The organism is Actinomyces sp. oral taxon 171 str. F0337 (assembly GCF_005696555.1).
GTDB lineage: Bacteria > Actinomycetota > Actinomycetes > Actinomycetales > Actinomycetaceae > Actinomyces > Actinomyces oris_E.
The window spans coordinates 21,448-42,566 of the sequence record NZ_CP040005.1 but is presented as its reverse complement, the minus strand read 5'-3'; the positions used below and the strand labels follow the sequence as shown (position 1 = coordinate 42,566).

Genomic DNA, 21,119 nt, shown 5'->3' with positions numbered 1-21,119 from the left:
TGATTTCCTCATTCTCCCGTCGGCCGGGGCATCAGGACCCGACGGCGTCGTAGGACTCGCGATGGGCCAGGATTTGAGCGGAGTGGGTGTGGATCCAGGTGCGCAGTGCGTCGATGGGCGCCTGGAGGCTGCGGCCCAGGTCGGTCAGCTCGTAGTCGACGCGCGGCGGCACACCCGGTAGTTGAGTGCGCGTCACCAGGCCGTCGCGCTCCATGGATCGCAGCGTCTGGGTGAGGACCTTGGGGGTCACCCCGCCGACCCGCGAGCGCAGCTCGCCGAAGCGGCTCGGTCCCTCGGCCAGGACCGTCACCACCAGCGGCGTCCAGCGGTCGACGACGTGGCGCAGTACCGTGCGCGACGGGCAGGCGGGAGAGAGGATGTCGAAGTCGAAGACCGCCGTCCGGGATCCCTCCCCGGCCGGAGCCGCACAGCATGGGGCGCTCTCCCGAGGAATATCCTCTCTCGACTCGCCTGGGGAAAGCTCCATCGCACCCTCCACGCCCGCGGTGTCGGTGCCGCGAGCAGAGCCGGTGCCGGCGCTCCTCGCACTGCTGGCGCCGCCTTGAGCCGCCTTCCGACGCTCAGCCATCAGCCCCTCAGTCCGTGACACAACACACTCCCTTAGTTACTTTGAGGTACTCAGTATCCAAATCATACCATCGAGTCATCGCGAGGTGGCCGGCACCCGGCGCACTCACCTCGGAGCAGCATCGCACCCACTGGGAGGAAGACTCATGAAGATCACTGTCATCGGAGGAACCGGAATGGTCGGCTCGGCCACCGTCACCGAGGCCGCCGGCCGCGGCCACGAGGTCGTCTCCGCCTCACGCTCGGGCCGTCACGCCGAGGGCGCTACGCAGGACGTCACCCTCACCCTGGCCGACACGCAGGCCGTGGTCGACCTCATCAACAGCTCCGACGCCACCGTCATCACGGTCTCCGCCGGTCGCGGAGAGTCCGCCCAGCCCGTCATCGACGCTCACCGGGCCCTCATCGCCGCCGCCCCTACCGGTCGGCTCATCGTCGTCGGCGGCGCCGGCTCCCTGCTCACGCCCGACGGCACCCGTCTGGTGGACACCCCCGGATTCCCCGAGGAGTACAAGACAGAGGCCCTGGCCTTCGCCGAGGTCCTCGACCTCTACCGCGAGGCCGGCAGCGCCCTGAACTGGACCCTGCTCTCCCCCGCCCCGGAGTTCACCGACAAGCCGCGCACCGGCACCTACACCGAGGGCGGCGACCAGCCCACAGGCAGCGAGATCTCCGTGGCCGACTTCGCCGTCGCCCTGGTGGACGAGGCTGAGAAGGACGCGCACCGCGGCCACCGCTGGACCATCGCCAACGCCTGAACCCGCGGCCGCTCACAGCGCACCGCCGAGCCGGGCCGGTTCCATACGACCGGCCCGGCTTGGCCGGCACCCCCTGCGCGGTGCACGCTAGGCGCCGACCTGCTGAGCCAGGTCGCGAGCAGGAAACCACATGACCTTTCGCCCTTGCTTGGCACTGGTGAGCAGACCCCGATGCTCGAGGTCCTGCAGGTCCGTGCGGGCTGTCTGCGGGACGACACCATGGGACGTTCGGTGCGCCTCCACAGTCACGCTGCCGGAGGGATCGCGAAGGAAGGTCTCGACAAGCGCGACCTGCCGGTGGTTGAGTCCGAGGTTACGCAGGAGCCGGGTGGCTTCGCGCAGCTGGCCGGTCTTGCGTGCCAGGTAGGCATCGAGCTCGTCGATCGCCTGTACCACGACCCGTGCCTGAGCCAGGAAGAAGTGCGTGAGGTCCCCTTCGTCCTGCTCGGTGAGCAGGAAGCCGCGCGCGTACCTGGCGGGGGCCTTGCGCAGCAGGCGCGAGATCGACAGGAATTCTGTGAGGAAGAAGCCCTGGCGGAGCATCGACCAGTAGAAGACGGCCCGCGATGTTCGCCCGTTGCCGTCTGCGAAGTAGTGGTCGTAGCCCATCATGAAGTGCAGCGTGAGCGCGCGCAGGAGCGGCGGCATGTAGGGGACTGTGCCGTCAGACCGGTCGACGTCGTTCGCAAAGCCGCAGAGAGTCTCAAGTCGTTCAGGCAGGGTCTCGGCCGGGGGTGGGACATGAAGGACCTGTTCCTCGGTCTGGGTGCCGTAGATGCGGACTCTCAACTCCCCCGGGCGCTGAAGTCGACCTGCGTCAGCGGGGTCGTCGAGCGTGCCGTCTGTGACGATCCGGTGGATCTCACATACAAGCTCTGGCGTCAGCCGTTCGTCCCTGAGCTCGATGACACGCTGCATCGCGCTGTAGTTGTTGAGGATCATTTGCTCGCTGCGGTCACGGGGGGCCCGGTCCTCCCTCAGCATCTGCTTGGCCCGTACCCGAGAGGTCGAGGCCCCCTCCAGTTGCGAGGACGTCATCGCCTCCTCGATGAGGGAGCGCACGAGGTAGCGATCTCGCGTCGCGGCGTTGGCGATGGGCTCGGGCAGCTCGACCTGCCCCCGCGCTCGCGCGGACACGTCATCGATGGCGCGCAGGAGCGGGTCTGGCAGGTTGTAAGTGAGCCGGGTCCCGTCCTTCATCGTGAACGGAGTGGGCCGGGCGGCCTGGGTTCGGCGCAGCCGCACGGCCACCCACCACTCCTCGCGTGTGAGGCCAGCTGGAGGATCGTGGCGAAAGAACCACTCCCAGGGGTCATAGTCGGTGTCCGCCGCTGTCGACGGCGACACGAGCACCTCAGTCAGGCGGCCGTCTTTAGCCAGTCTAGCCAGAAGCACCTCCAGGGCCGCTGGCGGTGGAACAGGAACCTTCATGACACAGATCCTCACTGCCGACCTGTCACTTATTGCTAATCTAGCCCAAATTAGCAGTTACTGACAGTTGTGGGCACCATGTTTGCGCTGGGCCCCACACATGGGCACGCTTCTTCCTATGACTATAGTCGACAAGCCCCAACCTCCGATTGCCCTGACCATCGCCGGCTCCGAGGCCTCGGGCGGCGCCGGCGCCCAGACCGACCTCAAGACCTTCCACACCCTCGGCGTCTTCGGCTGCACGGCCCTGACCTGCATCGTCTCCATGGACCCCAAGGACGGCTGGAACCACCGCTTCGTCCCGGTGGACCCCGGCGTCATCGCCGACCAGATCGAGACCTGCGCCGCCGTCCACTCGCGCGTCGACGCCGTCAAGATCGGCATGCTGGGCACCGCACCCACCATCGACGTCGTCGAGCAGGCCCTGGAGACCTACGACTTCCCCACCGTGGTGCTCGACCCGGTCCTCATCTGCAAGGGCCAGGAGTTCGGGGGCGCCCTCGAGGTGGACAACGCCCTGCGCACCAAGATCCTGCCGCGCGCCACGATGACCACCCCCAACCTCTTCGAGGCCGCCACCCTGGCGGGCATGGAGGAGATCACCACCGTCGAGCAGCTCAAGGACGCCGCCAAGCGCATCCACGACCAGGGCGTCCCCAATGTCCTGGCCAAGGCCGGCCCGTCGTTGGGCACCGGCACCGCCCTGGACGTCTTCTACGACGGCACCACCTTGGAGGTCCTCGAGGTTGAGGCCGTGGGCACCGAGCGCGTCCACGGCGCCGGCTGCACCCTGGCCGCCGCGGTGACCGCCGAGCTCGCCAAGGGCGCCGTCCCACTCGAGGCCGCCGTCACCGCCAAGGAGGTCGTCTCCTCCTCCATCCGGCACGGGCTGCGCGGCAACATGCCCTTCCTCTACGTCTACCAGGGCGAGTACCGGCCGGCCTGAGGCCTCGCCACCGAGGCGCCTCCCGGTTCCTCACCGATCTTCCCGCCTCACCATCCGCCGCCGACGGTCTCCAGCTCCGTCGGCGGCGGATGTGCATTATCCACGCTCGTTTTTGTCACTCCTGGCGACTTTTCAAGCGGACGGCTGCGGCCACCGACCCACCCGCACCGACCTGACCTGCACAGATACCCCCGTCCCACCAGCGTGAAGCAGCACCGACGCACCTAAAAGTCGCCATCTGTGACAGATCGGCCCGAGCGAACCGGGCACACCGAGGTTTGCCGCACAACGGGCCTGTTGGCGGACCTTCTCCACGGCGGTTTTCACAATCATCGAGGGCCAGGAGGTGCGCTTGGTCCCCTCATGAGCTGGGCCGTGGGCGTCCTGCGCCTGCGCACGGTCCGCCTACCGGCACCGACTCCTGCTGAGCCGGTCTACTCGTAGGCGGGCTCGGGGGTGACGTCACGGGCCATGTTGGCGAAGCGCGACACGTGCCCCTGGAAGGCCACCGGGATGGTGCGTGTCTGCCCGTTGCGGTGCTTGGCCACGATGATGTCGGCCTCGCCGGGGCGCTCCTCGTTGTTGTAGTACTCCGGGCGGTGCAGCAGGATGATGATGTCCGCGTCCTGCTCCAGCGATCCGGACTCGCGCAGGTCGCTCATCTGGGGCTTGTTGCCGGTGCGCTGCTCGGGACCGCGGTTGAGCTGGGCCACGGCGATGACCGGGATCTCCAGCTCCTTGGCCAGCAGCTTGAGGGATCGGGAGAACTCGGAGACCTCCTGCTGACGCGACTCGACGCGCTTACCCGAGCTCATGAGCTGGAGGTAGTCGATGACCATGAGCCCCAGGTTGTGCTGCTGCTTCATGCGCAACGCCTTGGAGCGGATCTCCGGCATGGTGAGGTTGGGCGAGTCGTCGATGAACAGCGGCGCGTTGGAGACGGGGTTGTAGGCCACGGCGACGTCGGTCCAGTCGCGGTCCTCCATCTGGCGCGAGCCGCGCAGCTTGTTCATGTCGACGCTGGACTCGGCGGCCAGGATGCGCATCATGAGCTCCATGCGCCCCATCTCCAGGGAGAAGTAGCAGCTGGTGATGCCGTGGTGGATCGACGCCGAGCGGCAGAAGTCGACGGCGAGCGTGGACTTCCCCATGGCGGGGCGCGCGGCCACGATGATCATCTGGCCGGGGTGGAGCCCGCCGGTGAGCTCGTCGAGCTCGATGAAGTCGGTGGGCACCCCGGTCAGGGCCCCGTTGTCGCGGTTCTGGGCGGCCTCGATCTCCAGGTTGGCCTCCCCCAGGAGCTCGGAGACGGCGACGTAGTCCTCCTTCTCCCCCTCGTGGTGGGCCACCGAGTAGACCTCGGCCTCGGCCAGGGTGACGAGCTCGGCGATGTCGCCGGCGTCGGTGGAGTACCCCAGCTGGGTGATGCGGGTGCCGGCCTGGACCAGGCCGCGCATGAGCGCCTTGTCCTTGACGATGCGGGCGTAGTAGCCGGCGTTGGCTGCGGTGGGGACGGTGGCCATGAGAGTGGCCAGGTAGGGGGCGCCGCCGATGCGTTCGAGCTCGCCGCGCTTGGAGAGCTCGTCGGCGACGATGAGCGGGTCGGCGGGCTCGGAGCGGTTGTAGACCTCGACGATCGCGTCGAAGATCGACTCGTGGGCCGAGCGGTAGAACTCCGGGCCGCGCAGGACGTCGATGACGTCGGTGATGGCCTCCTTGCTCAGGAGCATGCCGCCGAGCGTGGCCATCTCGGCCTCGAGATCCTGGGGCGGGAGGCGGTCGAAGGCGGAGCTGTCGGTGCGGACGCTTCCGCCGTCGGCGCTGCCCGAGCCGGCCTGAGCGCCCATGCCGTTGTCCATCCGGCCACCTTCCGCACTGTCACGCCGGTTGGTCCCGGCTCGTCCTGCTGCTCCCGACGACGGCCCGCCGCGTCAGGAGAGACGCTCGCCCGCGTGGAGCGCGCGCGTGACGATAACGCCATCGGGCAGGCCCCGCAAACTCTCAAGTTCACCCGCCTTGGGGATATCCGCACCACCGCTGTGGGAAGACCCCCAGAGCCTGGGGACAGAGGCGGATACGCTGTGGACACAGATGTGTGCACCTGTCGCCAGCACTCCGACACTGAGCGACCTTTCGTTGGCATGACAGCGATACGACGGTTCAGGTTTCCCATAGGCTCTTCCCACGACATCACAATGTGATCTGTGGACAAGTGGGTAAACCTGTGGACAAACATCACGTTCGACTTGAGGTCCACGCTGTTTGTGGCTCCCCTACAGGGCGGTCCGCGCCGGTTATCCCCAGACCCCACCGTCTCGGCCAAGCAACGGCTTCATCAGGCATATCTCCAGCAAATATTCAGCCTTCTAGTATTTTCCTTGGTGGCGAATAGTTGTGCGATCTCCCAGGAAAATTCGGGCGATCAGTAGGCTCAGTCACGTCCACGTCACACCCCTTGCGACCTCATCCTCAACCTCATTCTCAACCTGCCCGTGAGCACTGCCGAGGCGCTGATGATCTGACGCGGTCCCTGGTCCACAATGGAGGCCGTGCCCGACACCAGCAGCTCCGCCTCCACCGGTCTCAACCGCCAGGTCCTGTCCCTGGCCGTGCCGGCACTGGGCGCCCTCATCGCCGAACCGCTTTTCGTCCTGGCGGACTCGGCAATGGTCGGCCACCTCGGCGCGGTGAGCCTGGCGGGCCTGTCACTGGCCTCAACGATCCTGACAACCACGGTGGGTCTGTTCGTCTTCCTGGCCTACGCCACCACGGCGACGACAGCGAGACTGTTCGGGGCCGGCCGGCGCGCCGAGGGGCTGCGGGCCGGCGTCGACGGGATGTGGCTGGCGCTCCTGCTGGGGCTGGCTGCAGGGGCGCTTCTGGGACTGGCCGCTCCCTGGCTGACCGAGGCGATGGGTGCCGATGGTGCGGTGGCTCAGGCGGCCGTGGCCTACCTGCGCGCCTCCTGCCCGGGACTGCCCGGGATGTTCGTCGTCCTGGCGGCCACCGGCGTGCTGCGCGGCCTGCTGGATACGCGCACGCCCTTCGTCGTGGCCACGGGAGGGGCGGTCTTCAACATCGTCGTCAACGCGATCCTGCTCTACGGCGTCGGGATGGGGATCGCGGGCTCGGGCGCCGGCACCGCGATCGCGCAGACGGCCATGGCGCTGGCGCTGGCCGGTCCGATCGCCCGGGAGGCCCGGGCCGCCGGCGTGGGCCTGCTCCCCCGCCGTGAGGGCCTTCGGGCCTCTTTGGGCAGTGGAACGCCGCTGCTCATCCGCTCACTGAGCCTGCGGGTGGCGATCCTGGCCACCGTGTGGGCGGCGACGGCGCTCGGGGAGGTGTCGCTGGCCGCCCACCAGGTGGTCAACGCCCTGTGGACCTTCGCGGCCTTCGCCCTGGATGCGCTGGCCGTGGCGGCGCAGGCCCTGATCGGCACCGCTCTGGGACAGGCGCAAAGGGAGGACGCGGACTCGGCCGTACCGGACGCTGAGGCCCTCACCGAGGAAGAGGCCGGGACTGCTGCGGCGACCGCCGGCTGGTCCATTGATGAGCTCTTGCGACGGATGCTGGCCTGGGGCGCCGGGACGGGTGCGCTCATCGGGACGCTCATGGCGGTGGGCGCCGCCTGGTTGCCCCGTGCCTTCACCTCCGACGCGGGCGTCATCGCGGCCGCGACCCCGACACTCCTGGTCGCGGCGAGCGCGCAGCCACTCGCCGGAGTCGTCTTCCTGCTCGACGGCGTGCTCATGGGCGCCGGTGACGGCCGCTACCTGGCCCGAGCGGGCCTGGTGACGCTGGTGCCCTACGTGCCGCTCGCGCTGCTCATCGGGGGCGGCGTGCTGCCGGGGTCTGACGGGGCGACATCGGGTCTGGTGATGCTGTGGGTCGCCTTCGCCTGGGTCTTCATGACCGCCCGCGGCGCCACCACCTACCTGCGGGCCCGCGGCACCGCCTGGCGCCACTGATCGGCCCCTCACCGCGTTCGCCGCACCGCCTGTCCCCCGCCTGTCCCCCACCTGTCCCTGCGCGTTCGTACCTTATGTCGCGTGTTCGAGGGGTAGAGGGTACGAACGCACGCTCTACCCTACGAACCGGACAGCCGGCCAGCACAACGCCGTCGGGCCGGAGTCCCCGCGCGGAGGACCCGACCCGACGGCTGAAGGATGCCCGGCGCTCAGCGCGCGGGAACGACGTTGACCTCGAGGGGGGCCACGACGTCGGTGTGCAGTCGCACGGAGGCGCTGTGACGACCGGTCGACTTGATCGGCGGCACGACCTGGATCTTGCGGCGGTCGACGGCGGGGCCGCCGGCGGCCTTGACGGCGTCGGCCAGGGTCGCGGTGGTCACGGCGCCGAAGAGGCGGCCGTTGTCACCGGCGGTGGCGGAGACGGTCACGACGTTCTCCTGCAGCCAGGCGCGAGCGGTCTGGGCGTGCTCGAGGGACTCGATGGAGCGCTTGCGGCGCGCCTCGGCCATCTGGTCGATCTGGCGCTGGGCGCCCTTGGTCCACGGGGTGGCCAGCTTGCGGGGCAGGAGGTAGTTACGGGCGTAGCCGTCCTTGACCTCCACGACCTCGCCGGCGGAGCCGAGGTGCGAGACGTCGTGCGTGAGAATGAGCTTGGTGGTCATTGCGCGTGCCTCCGATCAGCGAGCCGAGCTCGAGTAGGGCAGCAGAGCCATCTCGCGGGCGTTCTTCACGGCCTTGGCGATCTTGCGCTGCTCCTGGACGGAGACACCGGTGACGCGACGGGCGCGGATCTTGCCGCGGTCGGAGATGAACTTCCGCAGCGTGGCGGTGTCCTTGTAGTCGATAGTGCCGACCTTGATGGCCTTGACGGGGCTGACCTTCTTCTTCGGCTTGCGAAGTTGGGGCTTCGCCATGGTGGTACTCCTTGGTCTGAGCGCCTGGGCGCTCTACGAGATGAAAAGTGTTGTGTGTGAGGGAACGGGTCGACGTCGTGGCGACCTTTAGAACGGGGGCTCGTCACCGAAGGAGGTGGAGCCGCCCGTGGCCCACGGGTCGTCCGCGGCGCCGCCGGCGGGGGCGTTGTACCCGGACTGGCCCTGGCCGCCGAAGCCGCCACCGCCGTTGTAGCCGCCCTGCTGGGGACCGCCCTGGTTGTATCCGCCCTGACCGCCCTGGTTGCCGCCGAAGCCGCCGCCCTGACCTCCGCCGAAGCCACCCTGACCGCCACCGCGCGGCTGGCGGGTGACCTGAGCCTTGGCGTAGCGCAGGGAGGGGCCGATCTCATCGACCTGCATCTCCACCACCGTGCGGTTCTCGCCCTCACGGGTGGTGTAGGAGCGCTGGACCAGCCGGCCCTGGACGATGACGCGCGTGCCCTTGGTCAGCGACTCGGCCACGTTCTCCGCGGCGTCGCGCCAGATCGAGCAGCGCATGAACAGGGTCTCCCCGTCCTTCCACTCACCGGCCTGGCGGTCGAAGGTGCGCGGCGTGGAGGCGACCGTGAAGGAGGCCACCGCTGCCCCGGAGGGCGTGAAGCGCATCTCGGGGTCCGCGGTGAGGTTCCCGACGACGGTGATGATGGTGTCTCCGGCCATGGCGTTGTCTCCGTTCCCGGTAGAGGCTCAGGCCTCGGGACGCAGCAGCTTGGTGCGCAGAACGGTCTCGTTGAGGCCGAGCTGGCGGTCGAGCTCCTGGGCGATCTCGGGCGTGGTGGTCATGTCCACGACGACGTAGAAGCCCTCGGACTTCTTCTTGATGTCGTAGGCCAGCCGGCGCTTGCCCCAGATGTCGACCTTGTCCACGGTGCCCCCGTTGCTGGGGACGACCTGCAGCAGCTTCTCGAGCGTCGCGTTGGCGGTGCGCTCGTCCGTCTCGGGGTCGAGGATGATCATGATCTCGTAGTGACGCATGCTTGGTACCCACCTCCTCTGGTCTGTGGCGGTCACGGTCCTTCCGTGACAGGAGGGTGATGCGTGCGGCGCACCATCCGGCGGAAACAGGCTTCACTCCGCCTTCCGCCCGACGGCGCAGCCAGTTCGCCACATTACCGGACAACCCATCGGCCCTGAAAGCCGAGACGGTGGGCCGACGACGTGCCGTGCAACACGTCGTCGGCCCACCGTCAGGTGCCCGCGGGAGGACGGGGGTCAGCCACCGCGGGGTGGTGGGGCGCTAGCCGACACCGCCCTGGTTGTTGCGGTTGTTGTTGCCGCCGCCGGGGCCACCCCCGCCGCCGGGGCCACCCCCGCCGCCAGCGTCACCACCGCCGCCTTGGTTTCCATTGTTGCCGCCTTGGTCTCCACCGCCTTGGTTTCCACCGCCTTGGTTTCCACCGCCTTGGTCTCCATTGTTGCCGCCTTGGTTTCCACCGTTGTCGCCTGGCTTCCCATCCGAGTCATCAGTGGGTTCCGGTCGGTCGGTCTTCTGCCCCTCAGGCTGAGGGGTGCCCTGCGGCGTCGGCTCGGTGGTGGGCTGCGGCGTGGGGGCCGCAGTCGCCTCGGGAGGAGCAGTGGGAGTCGCAGTCGCCTCATCCTCCGGCTCAGCGGTGGGTTTGGCGGTCTGAGGGATCGTTCCTCCACGGGTGGCAAGGAGCTGGGCGGCCGGCGGGAACTCCTCGACCTCAAGCCCCTCGTGGGCGTCCGACATGTAGTTGATGAAGATGTCCGCCGGATAGGTCGAGCCGGTGATCTCGTCGTATTCGCCCCACGGCTCGATCGACTCCTCCGAGCCGTCCGCTCCGGACTGGTAGAGGGTGACCGCGGTCACCACCTGTGGCGTGAAGCCCACGAACTGAGCGGACTTGTTGTCCGACGACGATCCGGTCTTCGCGGCAACCGGGCGTTCCAGCTCGGCCACCTTGTTCGCGCTGCCGTTCTCGCCGTTGACGACCTGCTGGAGGGCGTAGGTCGTGTCTGCCATGACGTCCTCATCGAACTCTCGATGACCCTTGGTGTCCGCCGTGTAGCGGTTCTTGCCGTCGGGGTTCTTGAGAGAGGCCACGATGTGGGTGTCGCGCCGGATGCCCTGCGAGGCGAAGGTGGAGTACGCCGTGGCGATGTCGATCGTGTGCGGGGAAGCCGACCCGAGGACGTTCTGGACGAGAGCCCGCTGCTCCGGGGTCTTCAACCCCTCGGTGTTCTCCGGGTAGCCGGCGCGGTTCGCCACCTTGGCCGTGATCCCCTCCTCAATGTCGTCGGCATTCATGAGCTCCTGATTGAGCTGGAGGTAGGGGGTGTTGAGCGACTGCTCCGTGGCCTGGGTGAGGCTGGCCCACTTCAGGGAGACGTTCTTGAAGTTCTGGAACTCATGTCCCTCAATGGTCATCGGCGAGGTGGCCGGATAACCGCTTTCCAAGGACCACCCGTTGTCCAGGGCGGCCACCAGTGCGAAGGGCTTGAAGGTTGAGCCGGCCTGGGCGATGGCATCGGTTGAGGTGTTGACCTGGTTGACCAGGTAGTTATCACCCCCGTAGAGCGCCAGCAGACCGCCCGTCTTGGGATCGATGGACACCAGTGCCTTGTGCAGGTTCGGGGAGGCACCGGGAGGCAGGGAGTTGACCGCGTTGACCGCGGCCACCTGGTCCTTCTCGTTGATCGTGGTGACGATCTTGAATCCACCGGTGTCGATCTGCTCCGGTGAGAGCTTGGCCTTGCTCTCAAGCTCGGAGCGCACCATTTGGAGCAGGTAGCCGTTGGTGCCGGAGTAGACCTGCTTGGTCTGGGGCTCCTTCGTCTTCGGCATTCCCGTCTGCTTGGCCTCGTTGTACTGGGCCTGGGTGATGTAGCCGTCGTCGAGCATGAACTGCAGGACTCGCCCCCACCGCTCCTGGGCCTTGTCCGGGTTCTCGGCCGGGTCCCAGGCGCTGGGGGACGGCAGGATTCCCGCCAGGAGCGCGGCCTCTGAAGGGCTCATATCCTTGGCAGGCTTTTTGAAGAAGGCCTGTGAGGCCGCCTCGATGCCGTAGGCGCCACGGCCGTAGTAGACCGTGTTGAGGTAGTCGCCCAGGATCTCCTTCTTGGGCTTCTCCCGGTCGATCTTGATGGCCATGATGGCCTGCTTGAACTTACCGGAGTAGGAGCTCGTGGTGTCGACGTAGTAGTTCTTCACGTACTGCTGCGTCAGGGTCGAGGCGCCCTGGGTATCGCCTCCACGCAGGTTGTTGAACAGGGCGCGCGCGATGCCCTTGGGGTCGACGCCCTTGTTGGAGTAGAAGGAGCGGTCCTCAGAGGCCACCACCGAGTTGCCCACGTAGTCCGGCAGGGTGGAGGCGTCCACGGACTGCCGGTTGATCTCAGCAAACTTCCCCAACTCACTGGTTCCGTCGGCGTAGTAGACCGTGCTGCTCTGAGCCAGCGCGAACTCGCTGGGCTTGGGCACCTTGACAGTGTTGTAGGCCCACATGAAGGCGCCGATGGTGCTGAGTACACCCAGCAGGAAGACACCCAGGACGAAACGCCAGCTGGGGATCCAGCGATGAATCTTGCCCTTACCGGCGCGGGGATAGTTGAAGAAACGGCGCTTGCGCCCCGACGCGGCGTCCTTGGAGCGCTCGGCCTTCGACCGCTTGCGCTCCTTTCCGGGCTTCTTACCAGCCCCAGAGACCCTGCCCAGGGCCTGTCGACCGGCGCCGGCCACCTGGGTCAGCTTGTTGCCGAGGGGGCGGCTGGGTCCGCTCCCATTCGTGCCTTCTGCCACGCGCTCCTCGTTTCGGTTGACTGTCATGGAGATGACTGGGTGTCGCGACGGCGCGGGGGATAACGCTCCGGTTGCGACGCTGAGGTCCTCATCATGACCGATGTTGGCTGCCGGCGCCGACTCGGACGCCGACGGCGATCGGGAGGGATCGCTGCGGACAAGCCATATCGGGCACCGATATACGTCCAGTATGGGGGAACAGAGGGCCGTGATGGTAGCGATGCGGACCTGGGAACCAACCATGACGCCACCGACTCACGTTATCTGGATGTCACCTAAATCGCCCTGAACAGTGCACTCATGCGCTTTGGGGGCCGGTGATAGCGCAGCGGGAGCCGGAATGTGAGTTCGCGCCCAGACGGCAACGAAGCACTCCGAAAACAGCCGATATCAACCAGGACAATGGTCCCCGACCGCTGTTGAGACACTGGGCGGAGCCCTGACAGGTGGTCAGTTTCACGCATCGGCTCCTCGCCTGCTCGAGGTGCTCGAGGAGCACCGCCCCTCACCCGTCCCACCCAACCGTGGAGATCCGCCATGGACGCCAGCTCAGCCCTTCAGACCCTCAGCATCATCCTTCAAGTCGTCATCATCCTCGCCTGCCTCATCATTGGGGCGAAGAAGGGCGGGATCGCCCTCGGTCTCATCGCCGGGATCGGGCTGCTGATCCTCGTCTTCGGCTTCCGCCTGGAGCCGGGCGAGGCCCCTGTCGACGTCATCCTCACCATCCTGGCCGTCATCGGGTGCGCCGCCACCCTCCAGCAGTCCGGCGGCCTGGACGTCATGATGCAGGTGGCCGAACGGGTCCTGCGCCGACATCCCGAGCAGATCACCATCCTGGGGCCGTGCGTCACCTGGTTCCTCACCGTCCTGTGCGGAACCGGCCACGTCGTCTACACGATGCTCCCGATCATCGCGGACATCGCCATCAAGAAGGACATCCGACCCGAACGCCCCATGGCCGCCTCCTCGGTCGCCGCCCAGATGGGCATCACAGCCTCGCCGGTCTCGGTCGCCACGGTCTCGATCGTCTCCATCATCGCCAAGAACACCGACCGGCACTGGTCAGTCCTCCAGATCCTGGCGATCTCCATCCCCGCGTCGTTGTGCGGGGTGCTCCTTGCCTCCCTATGGTCGATGCGGCGGGGCAAGGACCTGGACAAGGACGAGGAGTACCAGAAGCGCCTGGAGAACCCGGAGTTCCGCGCCACCGTCCACTCCAGCTCCGAGACCCTCATCGGCAAGGTGTTCCCACCCGAGGCCTACCGCGCCACCTGGATCTTCCTGGGCGCCATCGCCGCCGTCGTCGTCCTGGGCGCCTTCGAGGTGCTGCGTCCCCAGTTCCCCACGGGCGACGACGGCGCCCTGGAGCGCCTGAGCATGAACCTGGTCATCCAGATGGTCATGCTCGCCGCCGGGGCCCTCATCCTGCTGACCTGCAAGGTGCAGGCCGGCAAGATCGCCTCCACCGCCGTGTTCAAGGCCGGGGCCACCGCCATGTTCTCCATCTTCGGGGTCGCCTGGATGACCGAGACGGTCGTCCACGCCCACCTGGAGAGCCTGGAGCACAGCCTCTCGGGCGTGCTGTCCCATCACGTGTGGATGTACGCCATCGTCCTGTTCATCATCGGCAAGCTGGTGAACTCCCAGGCGGCCGGCCTGCTCATCGTCGCCCCCATGGCCCTGTCGCTCGGAGTGAGCCCGGTCATCGTCGTCGGGTTCATCGGCGCCTCCTACGGGTACTTCATCCTGCCCACCTACCCCTCGGACCTGGCAGCGATCGGCTTCGACCCCACCGGCACCACGCGCATCGGCAAGTACGTCATCAACCACTCCTTCCTGGTGCCCGGGCTCATCGGAGTCCTCACCTCCTGCATCGTGGGCACCGCACTGTCCCAGATGCTCCTGTCCTGAGCACTCGACAGCACTCGACGGGCCCTGCCGGTCGGCGCGGACAGTGAGCGACCCGGCCGGCAGGTGCGACGTCGAACACACCACTGAAGCCGTCCTTCTGGGCAGAACGTAACAGGACCGTGTCGTCGCGTCTGTCTAGGCTCGTGCCATGACAACGACAGACGCGGCCACCACGTCCGCCATCGCCCTGCGTTTGGAGCTGCTGGGGATCGCCGCCCCGGCACAGGTCAAGCAGAGCGAGGCGGACCGTCTCATGTCCCCGATCCTGGCTCGCCAGCGCGAGCTCTCCCGCCGCCTGGCCCACCGACCCTGTGCCGCTGACCAGCGCATCCAGACCTTCCTCGACTCCTACCTGAAGGGCGCGGCCGCCACCCCGAGGCTGCCCCGCTCCACCTTCGTCCTGGACCAGCCGGGCCTGGCACGGGCACTGTCCCTGCCGGCGGACTCCACCAGCTTCACCTCCGACTACGTCGAGAGCTACCAGGTGCTCGGCGGCGTCCTGCACAATCCCCGCAATGACCGCCGCACCACCGCCGGCGTCTTCCACGTCGCCGAGGGCGGCCTGCCGATCCCCGACGACAAGATCGCCGTCCCGCGCGACGTCTTCGCCCGCCTGCTGGCCCACGCCGTGGAGGCCCCCGAGGACCTGCTGACCCTGCCGTGGGCCTCCCGGCAGGAGGACCCGGCGCGCTGCTTCGTGTCCCTGCTGCTGCGCCCCGTCGTCGTGCCCGAGGTCCCCGGCTTCTCCGCCGAGCGCTCCATGGAGATCCGCTTCATCGCCCCCGGCGGCCTGGTCTCCAACCTGGACTTCGTCGAGGGCATCTTCGGCAACGGCGGCGACCCCTACCTGCCGGAGAACGACTCTTCCCTGGCCCCGGAGTCGTGGACCGGCCACACCGGCTGCGTCATCCTCGCCCCGCACCTGACCACCCTGACCAAGAAGGAGCTGGGCCTGCCCTCCTGGGAGGAGGCCACCGAGCGTCAGCGCCGCGACGGCCAGTGCTGGAAGGACGAGGCCGAGCTCTACAACGGCGGCAAGGCCTTCAAGTGCGTGGCCCGCGACGAGCGCGGTGTCATCGTCACCGTCATCGCGGACAACTACTTCGGCTACTGCAAGAAGGAGGTCAAGACCCAGATCGGGTACTCGGCCAACCTCTTCGGCTGCGTGGAGGAGGAGCACGCCGGCGGCGCCGTCGCCTACCCGCGCTACAACCTGAGCCAGGAGTACACCGACACCCACACGCCCGAGGGCCTGACCCTCGAGCACGTCGTCGAGCGCAACCCCGGCCGCTTCGAGCGGCGCGAGGACGGCTCCGCCGTGGCCATCGACGACCCGACCGTGGTGCTGGTGCCCGCCGGCGCCCACTACTCCATGCGCAGCCAGACGATCACCTGGACCGGCCCCGACGGCCAGGAGGCCTCGATCCCGCTGCTGGTGAGCAACACCTATGTGGCCCCCAACGGCTACCGGGTCCATGCCAAGCACCGCGAGGGCGACGCCACCCAGTGGCACCTGGTGGGCACCGCCCCCTGGTCCACACAGGCCCACAAGCCGGCCACCGTCTCCGGCGGCGGCAAGTCGGAGATCTCCAAGTCCCTCCTGGACGCCTTCGTCTTCGGTGAGGCCTACGTCGGTGATGTCGACGAGGACTTCGACGCCGTCCAGACGATCCTCGACGGCAACTACGCCGACCGCTTCGTCGACCCGACCAACAAGAGCGACAACCACCGCTCGATCCTCTCCGAGCGCCGCTCGCTGGGAAGCGTCATCAAGCTGCTGACGCCATCACCCTTGTACACCGAGGAGTACAACGCCTTCCTGGAGTCGATCCCGGCCCACATCAAGGAGCTCATCTTCACCGTCAAGCGCTTCTACCAGCCCAGCTGGGGCGAGGACTGGCGCAGCCACTTCTCCGTGGGCATCATCAACGGCCGCACGGGCAACTCCCTGCGCCTGGACGGTGAGGTCATCAAGGTCAACATGCTTCGCGTGGGCTTCGAGGACGACGGCGCCTGGCGCCTGCTGTCCCTGCGCCCGGACTTCTCGCCGGCGGCCAAGGTCCAGACCGAGGACGACATCACCGCCTCGATCGTGGTCCCCGGCGGCCTGGTCTCCACCCCGGACTCGGAGCTGTCGCGCAAGTTCGTCACCAACTGCGAGTCCCTGCTCTTCCAGCGGCCCGACGACGCGATCGTGCGCGGTTACGACAAGCAGACCGAGTCGGACATGTCGGATCCGCAGGCGGACCTGTTCATCTCGAACTTCCAGCCGCTCACGCCCGCCGACGCCCGGGCGATGGCCGCCGACGCCCCGGGCCTGTCCCGCTTCACCCGGCCCATGCAGGACCTGGTGGCCCGCGCCGCCGCCCTGCCCGAGGCCGAGGACCCCACCGAGGAGACCTACTGGGTCTCCACGGCCGACCCGCGCCTGGTCAACGGAGTTCCCACTAAGAACCCCCGCTACCTCCAGGTGCGTCCCGACATCGCCAACCCGAAGGATGTGGCGCTGGCGGACCTGGCCAACCACCTCTTCCGCGACGTGCCCCTGAACGAGCCGCTGCGCCACAGCGTCGACGTCGTCGCCGCCGGGCGCCGCAACAACCCGCCCGAGGACGGGGTTCCGCCACTGTGCGCATACAACCCGCTGCACTACATGGAGCTGCCCGAGCTGTTCATGGAGTTCATCTCCTCCATGACCGGCAAGTCCCCCTCGACGACGGGCGCCGGCAGTGAGGGGGCGCTGACCAAGTCGCCGTTCAACGCGCTGCCGGCCATTTACGACCTCAACGCGGCCCTGCTGTCCTACGCCCTTAGCGGCTATGACGGCTGGCTGTCCTCGGCCGGATACATCGGCCCGAAGGTTCAGGTGGCCCACGACATCTCGCTGCTCATCCCGGAGATCTTCTCCCGCATGAGCGCCGAGGAGCGGGATGCCCACCGTCTCGTCGAGGGCGGCTACCTCGAGCGCATCGAGGACTTCGAGTACGAGGGTCGCACCGTTCAGGCCTCGCGCCTGGGCTACCGGATGAACCAGGCCTTCGCCTCGACCTTCTTCGGCCGCATCTTCCTGCACCCCGACGTCGTCTTCACCGAGGAGATGCTGCGTCCCGAGCTGCAGGACGAGGCGGTCTTCGCCGACTCGGTGGACATCATCGTCACTACCCACAAGGTGGTGGCCGAGCACTACCGGGCCGACGGCTCCATCGAGTGGGCCGTGCCGCCGCTGCGGGCCCTGCTGGAGATCATGATCGACGGCACCTCCCGCGAGGGCTGGGACCTGACGAGCCCGGAGTTCCGCGCCATGTTCGAGCGCGAGAACATCCTGAGCTCGTCGTGGTACGCGGAGCGCCTGGACGCCAAGGTCGCCCGCGACACCCGCCAGGCCCAGCAGGCCATCGAGGACCTCACCCGCTTCTACACCGCGGAGAACAACGAGGAGGTCGTCGAGCGCCTGAACATCGAGGGCCGCCTGGCTGAGGCCCGCGCCTGGCTGGACAAGGTCAGCTCCCCGGCCTACCGCGAGCACCTCGTGGGCACGCTCGGCCTCCAGCCCTCGCTGGCCTGAGCGGCGTCGCGCCGGGCCGGCACCGACCTCCCGCCGGCCCGCCGCACGCCGCCTCACTGACGGCAACGGAGCGCGCGTGGAGCAACAGGAATCCTGTTCTCAACGCGCGCTCCGTCTCAATGAGAGCAGTACCAGTCTCTGTCGCAGAGTCACAGATCCGGGCACCCCGACCTCCTACCCGGTTCCCGTTCCGGTGCCTGCGGGTACTTTCGTGAGGTCCGGGGCGGGCGTCAGCCGACGTCGGCGTTGCCGGACAGGTGCCAGGTGGCGTTGGCCCAGGGGAAGACGTACTGCATGAGCACGTAGACGACTCCGGCGATGAGGACGAGCGACTCAATGGCCTTGAGCCACGCGGGCCCCGGCAGGTGCCGCCAGATGAAGCCGTACATCAGTTGACCCCCGGATCGTTGAGCACGGAGTCCGGACGACCCTCAGAGCGATCCATCCAGTACGCGAACTTCGCGTGGACGATCCAGCGCTTGTCGTTGCCGTACGCGCCAGCGGTCGACCCGTGGCAGGTGGTCAGCGTGATGTACCGGTCGGTGGGCTGGGCGTCCGGCTGGTTGGGAACCGGGGCGATGACCTCGACCTGCTCGGGATCGACAAGCTCGTGACCGGTCACCTTGAACACGTACCAGGTCTTGGCGGTGGAGACGACGATCTCATCACCCTCCTGAAGTACGTCGATCTTGAGGAAGGAGTTGCCGTAGGTGCGGCGGTGCCCGGCGATCGCGAAGTTGCCGAGCTCGCCGAGCTGCTGGGTGTTGGTGTAGTGGCCCGCCGCGGCCTGGTCCAGAACGTCGGATCCGGTGCCCTCAATGATCGGCATGTTGTTGTTGGTGACGCCGTACCACTTGGGGACGACGAGCATTCCGATGGTCTCGCCGTAGCCGACCTGCTCCATGACGGGCGGAGCATCGGTGTGCTTCGTGCCCGCTTTCTGAGGAGACTCGACCTGCTTCTCATGGAACTGGGTGGCCACCGCCCGCGCACTCGCGTTGGCATCAATGCCGGTCCACCACAGCTGCCAGCACAGGAAGAGGGCGACGACGAGACCGGCGGTGATGAGCAGCTCACCGATTCCGGTCAAGGTGCCGTTGAAGACTCGGACAGCACGACTCTGGCCGGGCGCTCGATGTCGCACAAGACCTCCTCCAGTCATCGCCCCTCCTCAGAACGGGGACATCATCAGGCTAGCGGCCAGTCTAAGGGGGGACACCCCCCACATGACCAACCAGGAGTGGTGGACTCATCACAGGGTGCACCGTGAGGAAGCTTCCCAGCATGTCCTAGGCTAGGACCGGATGTATTGCGGTGGTCTCATGCCACCATCCCCAACCAGTGAGGAGACCCAGGGTGGCCTTGGAGAAGAAGTCCGCAGCGGACGACGCCGACAAGAGCTCGGAGAAGGTCTCGAAGAAGAGCTCCGACAAGAACACTGCGAAGAGCGCTGAGAAGGACAAGGGCTCCAAGAAGACGGAGACGAAGAGCAAGGCGGACAAGAGCTCGAAGAAGAGCTCGTCGTCGAAGAAGAAGCACCCTGAGCGCTCCGGCAACCCGGCCAAGGCGGCCAAGGCCCTTGAGGAGGAGTCGCGCGCCGCGGCGAACCGGGTCTCACGCACGCCCAAGAAGGTCAAGGACACCGCCTCACCGCGCTGGTACGCCCCCACCATGGTGACGCTCCTGGTCATCGGATTGCTGTGGGTTGTCACCACCTACCTCTTCGAAGGCAGGTACCCACTGCCCTACTTCGCCGAGCACCACGCCACCGACTGGCTGTTCAACGGCAACCTCTACATCGGCTTCCTCATCATGATGTCGGGTTTCCTCGGTCTGCTGCGCTGGAAGTGACAGGTCTCAGACACTCACGTGGACAGACATCCGCGAAGGCCCCCGAGCACCGGCTCGGGGGCCTTGTCATTGTCTCGTCTCACTCCTGAGACCTTCGGGTGTCGTGACCTCTGAGGTACCGGCAGGGCGGGTCGAGCGGATCTGCGGAGTGGCCTGATCGCGTCGCAGAGGGGGACGGCGCATGTCACATGCATTCCGCGTACGACCTCGGAGCGCTCCTCACTCGTCCTCCACAGACTTCCTGTGGATCGGTGGACAACTGACTCCCCACAACCCACGTCGACTTTCCCCATGTGTGGACACGCCTGTGGATAACTACACGCCTGTGTTTCCACACCTGTGTCCACAGATGTGGATGAACCACAGCCATGTTCTTCCACCCATGTCATTCACAACGTACGGGTCGCGGAGAGTGTCTCAGACGAGGAAGGCCCGAAGGAGATTGAGCGCCACGAGAGCGATCACGACCACGATCGTTCCGACGATCCCCACGGCTTTCCGCTTCCCGCGAGGAGCCCAGGCGTAGATCGCTGAGACGATCCCTCCGACGAGGAGTCCACCGAGGTGCCCCTGCCAGGAGATGTTGGCGCCCAGGACGGAGACGACGGCGTTGATCCCGACCAGCGCCATGATCCCCGAGGTGTCTCTTCCAAAGCGCCGCTGCACGATGAACATGGCGGAGAACAGGCCGAAGACCGCTCCCGAGGCGCCCACCGTCAGCGTGAGCCAGGACTCGGTACCCGGCCAGGAGAGCCAGTAGATCATTGTCGAGCCGCCCAGGGCGCTGAGCAGGTAGATGCTGGTGAAGCGCCACCGCCCGAGCAGCGGCTCAAGGGTGCGGCCCAGCACCCACAGAGTCAACATGTTGAAGCCGATGTGCATGTAGTCCGCGTGGAGGAAGGCGGTGGTCAGGAACCGCCAGGGCTCCTGGGCTGCCACCACCGGCATGAAGCCCAGCCGGAGCTCCAGCGACTGCGCCGCCAGGCCGGGCACCAGGATCTGAAGCGCGTAGACGATGACGCACAGACCGATGAGGATCTTGGTGACGAGAGCATCGGAGACCATATTCCCACCCAGCAGCGTGCGCGGCTGGCGATGACCGGCCTGCGACCGACGAGCGCAGTCCACGCAGTGCACCCCCACGGAGCTGGGCACCTGGCAGGCGGGACAGGTGGGTCGGTCGCAGCGCTGGCAGCGCACGTAGGCCACCGTGTCCGGGTGCCGCGGGCACACCGGTGGTGCCTGCTGCGCGAACGAGTTCTTCGAGGTCATCGGATACTCCTGTGCGGATGATCGGGGCTGAGGGTGTCGTGACAGGTGAACCGGGTACGACGACGCCGCCGGGACGCGGGTCCCGGCGGCGTCACAGGGGCGAATCACACCCGATTCCGGTGGTTCGG

The 21,119-nt window shown here is 67.2% G+C and carries 17 protein-coding genes; 6 read left to right on the top strand and 11 right to left on the bottom strand.

From position 1 onward, the window contains the following. Positions 1–31: 31 nt before the first annotated feature. Complete coding sequence (locus tag FBF36_RS00190) at positions 32–487, bottom strand: winged helix-turn-helix transcriptional regulator (RefSeq protein WP_034491285.1); 456 nt, start codon at positions 485–487, stop codon at positions 32–34. A gap of 247 nt (positions 488–734) precedes the next feature. Between FBF36_RS00190 and FBF36_RS00185 the strand changes: the two genes are divergently transcribed. Then, positions 735–1,346 carry an NAD(P)-dependent oxidoreductase gene (locus FBF36_RS00185; RefSeq protein WP_009394057.1) on the top strand — a complete coding sequence of 204 codons (612 nt, stop codon included), beginning with the start codon at positions 735–737 and terminating at the stop codon, positions 1,344–1,346. Between the two features lie 87 nt (positions 1,347–1,433). On the opposite strand, the gene FBF36_RS00180 is transcribed toward FBF36_RS00185, so the two are convergent. Continuing rightward, positions 1,434–2,777: a Fic family protein gene (locus FBF36_RS00180; RefSeq protein ID WP_009394055.1), complete on the bottom strand. Its 1,344-nt coding sequence runs from the start codon at positions 2,775–2,777 to the stop codon at positions 1,434–1,436. A gap of 118 nt (positions 2,778–2,895) precedes the next feature. On the opposite strand from FBF36_RS00180, the gene FBF36_RS00175 reads away from it, so the two are divergent. After that, positions 2,896–3,723: a hydroxymethylpyrimidine/phosphomethylpyrimidine kinase gene (locus FBF36_RS00175; RefSeq protein ID WP_034491276.1), complete on the top strand. Its 828-nt coding sequence runs from the start codon at positions 2,896–2,898 to the stop codon at positions 3,721–3,723. Between the two features lie 434 nt (positions 3,724–4,157). Here FBF36_RS00175 and dnaB read toward each other — a convergent pair whose 3' ends face one another. Then, the gene (dnaB, locus tag FBF36_RS00165) at positions 4,158–5,582 is read right to left on the bottom strand and encodes a replicative DNA helicase (RefSeq protein ID WP_009394040.1); all 1,425 of its coding nucleotides are present in this window, start codon (positions 5,580–5,582) and stop codon (positions 4,158–4,160) included. Between the two features lie 681 nt (positions 5,583–6,263). On the opposite strand from dnaB, the gene FBF36_RS00160 reads away from it, so the two are divergent. Then, positions 6,264–7,691, top strand: a complete 1,428-nt coding sequence (locus tag FBF36_RS00160; RefSeq protein ID WP_009394036.1) for an MATE family efflux transporter — start codon at positions 6,264–6,266, stop codon at positions 7,689–7,691. 209 nt (positions 7,692–7,900) lie between these two features. On the opposite strand, the gene rplI is transcribed toward FBF36_RS00160, so the two are convergent. The 5 genes from rplI to FBF36_RS00135 form a co-directional block, all read right to left on the bottom strand. Continuing rightward, a complete protein-coding gene (rplI, locus tag FBF36_RS00155; protein WP_009394034.1) occupies positions 7,901–8,356 on the bottom strand; it encodes a 50S ribosomal protein L9 in 456 nt (151 codons plus the stop codon). A gap of 15 nt (positions 8,357–8,371) precedes the next feature. Continuing rightward, the gene (rpsR, locus tag FBF36_RS00150) at positions 8,372–8,608 is read right to left on the bottom strand and encodes a 30S ribosomal protein S18 (RefSeq protein ID WP_003783656.1); all 237 of its coding nucleotides are present in this window, start codon (positions 8,606–8,608) and stop codon (positions 8,372–8,374) included. Between the two features lie 87 nt (positions 8,609–8,695). Then, the gene (locus FBF36_RS00145; RefSeq protein ID WP_009394032.1) at positions 8,696–9,289 is read right to left on the bottom strand and encodes a single-stranded DNA-binding protein; all 594 of its coding nucleotides are present in this window, start codon (positions 9,287–9,289) and stop codon (positions 8,696–8,698) included. 27 nt (positions 9,290–9,316) lie between these two features. Next, entirely contained in the window at positions 9,317–9,604 is a 288-nt protein-coding gene (gene rpsF, locus FBF36_RS00140; RefSeq protein ID WP_009232745.1) for a 30S ribosomal protein S6, read from the bottom strand. Between the two features lie 262 nt (positions 9,605–9,866). Then, entirely contained in the window at positions 9,867–12,416 is a 2,550-nt protein-coding gene (locus FBF36_RS00135) for a transglycosylase domain-containing protein (protein WP_009394030.1), read from the bottom strand. A gap of 510 nt (positions 12,417–12,926) precedes the next feature. On the opposite strand from FBF36_RS00135, the gene FBF36_RS00130 reads away from it, so the two are divergent. Together FBF36_RS00130 and FBF36_RS00125 are read left to right on the top strand one after the other, a co-directional pair. Then, complete coding sequence (locus tag FBF36_RS00130) at positions 12,927–14,303, top strand: anaerobic C4-dicarboxylate transporter (protein ID WP_009394023.1); 1,377 nt, start codon at positions 12,927–12,929, stop codon at positions 14,301–14,303. A 148-nt stretch (positions 14,304–14,451) separates the two neighbouring features. Then, on the top strand, positions 14,452–17,868 hold the full coding sequence (locus FBF36_RS00125) for a hypothetical protein (RefSeq protein WP_009394021.1): 3,417 nt from the start codon (positions 14,452–14,454) through the stop codon (positions 17,866–17,868). 230 nt (positions 17,869–18,098) lie between these two features. Here the strand turns inward: FBF36_RS00125 and FBF36_RS13205 are convergent, their stop codons facing one another. Further along, complete coding sequence (locus tag FBF36_RS13205; RefSeq protein ID WP_009396324.1) at positions 18,099–18,257, bottom strand: hypothetical protein; 159 nt, start codon at positions 18,255–18,257, stop codon at positions 18,099–18,101. Then, positions 18,257–19,030 (bottom strand): class E sortase, encoded by a 774-nt coding sequence (locus FBF36_RS00120; protein ID WP_034492272.1) that lies wholly within the window; start codon positions 19,028–19,030, stop codon positions 18,257–18,259. The genes FBF36_RS13205 and FBF36_RS00120 overlap by 1 nt, the downstream gene beginning before the upstream one ends. A gap of 194 nt (positions 19,031–19,224) precedes the next feature. Here FBF36_RS00120 and FBF36_RS00115 point away from each other — a divergent pair, with 194 nt between their 5' ends. Next, the gene (locus tag FBF36_RS00115; RefSeq protein ID WP_034492274.1) at positions 19,225–19,719 is read left to right on the top strand and encodes a cell division protein CrgA; all 495 of its coding nucleotides are present in this window, start codon (positions 19,225–19,227) and stop codon (positions 19,717–19,719) included. 417 nt (positions 19,720–20,136) lie between these two features. On the opposite strand, the gene FBF36_RS00110 is transcribed toward FBF36_RS00115, so the two are convergent. Next, a complete protein-coding gene (locus tag FBF36_RS00110) occupies positions 20,137–20,991 on the bottom strand; it encodes a rhomboid family intramembrane serine protease (RefSeq protein WP_034492275.1) in 855 nt (284 codons plus the stop codon). Positions 20,992–21,119: the final 128 nt, after the last annotated feature.

Bases quoted from the DNA above. Each gene is read 5' to 3' on its own strand.
- FBF36_RS00190 (WP_034491285.1), bottom strand. From the start codon at position 487: ATGGAGCTTTCCCCAGGCGAGTCGAGAGAGGATATTCCTCGGGAGAGC.
- FBF36_RS00185 (WP_009394057.1), top strand. From the start codon at position 735: ATGAAGATCACTGTCATCGGAGGAACCGGAATGGTCGGCTCGGCCACC.
- FBF36_RS00180 (WP_009394055.1), bottom strand. From the start codon at position 2,777: ATGAAGGTTCCTGTTCCACCGCCAGCGGCCCTGGAGGTGCTTCTGGCT.
- FBF36_RS00175 (WP_034491276.1), top strand. From the start codon at position 2,896: ATGACTATAGTCGACAAGCCCCAACCTCCGATTGCCCTGACCATCGCC.
- dnaB (WP_009394040.1), bottom strand. From the start codon at position 5,582: ATGGACAACGGCATGGGCGCTCAGGCCGGCTCGGGCAGCGCCGACGGC.
- FBF36_RS00160 (WP_009394036.1), top strand. From the start codon at position 6,264: ATGGAGGCCGTGCCCGACACCAGCAGCTCCGCCTCCACCGGTCTCAAC.
- rplI (WP_009394034.1), bottom strand. From the start codon at position 8,356: ATGACCACCAAGCTCATTCTCACGCACGACGTCTCGCACCTCGGCTCC.
- rpsR (WP_003783656.1), bottom strand. From the start codon at position 8,608: ATGGCGAAGCCCCAACTTCGCAAGCCGAAGAAGAAGGTCAGCCCCGTC.
- FBF36_RS00145 (WP_009394032.1), bottom strand. From the start codon at position 9,289: ATGGCCGGAGACACCATCATCACCGTCGTCGGGAACCTCACCGCGGAC.
- rpsF (WP_009232745.1), bottom strand. From the start codon at position 9,604: ATGCGTCACTACGAGATCATGATCATCCTCGACCCCGAGACGGACGAG.
- FBF36_RS00135 (WP_009394030.1), bottom strand. From the start codon at position 12,416: ATGACAGTCAACCGAAACGAGGAGCGCGTGGCAGAAGGCACGAATGGG.
- FBF36_RS00130 (WP_009394023.1), top strand. From the start codon at position 12,927: ATGGACGCCAGCTCAGCCCTTCAGACCCTCAGCATCATCCTTCAAGTC.
- FBF36_RS00125 (WP_009394021.1), top strand. From the start codon at position 14,452: ATGACAACGACAGACGCGGCCACCACGTCCGCCATCGCCCTGCGTTTG.
- FBF36_RS13205 (WP_009396324.1), bottom strand. From the start codon at position 18,257: ATGTACGGCTTCATCTGGCGGCACCTGCCGGGGCCCGCGTGGCTCAAG.
- FBF36_RS00120 (WP_034492272.1), bottom strand. From the start codon at position 19,030: ATGACTGGAGGAGGTCTTGTGCGACATCGAGCGCCCGGCCAGAGTCGT.
- FBF36_RS00110 (WP_034492275.1), bottom strand. From the start codon at position 20,991: ATGACCTCGAAGAACTCGTTCGCGCAGCAGGCACCACCGGTGTGCCCG.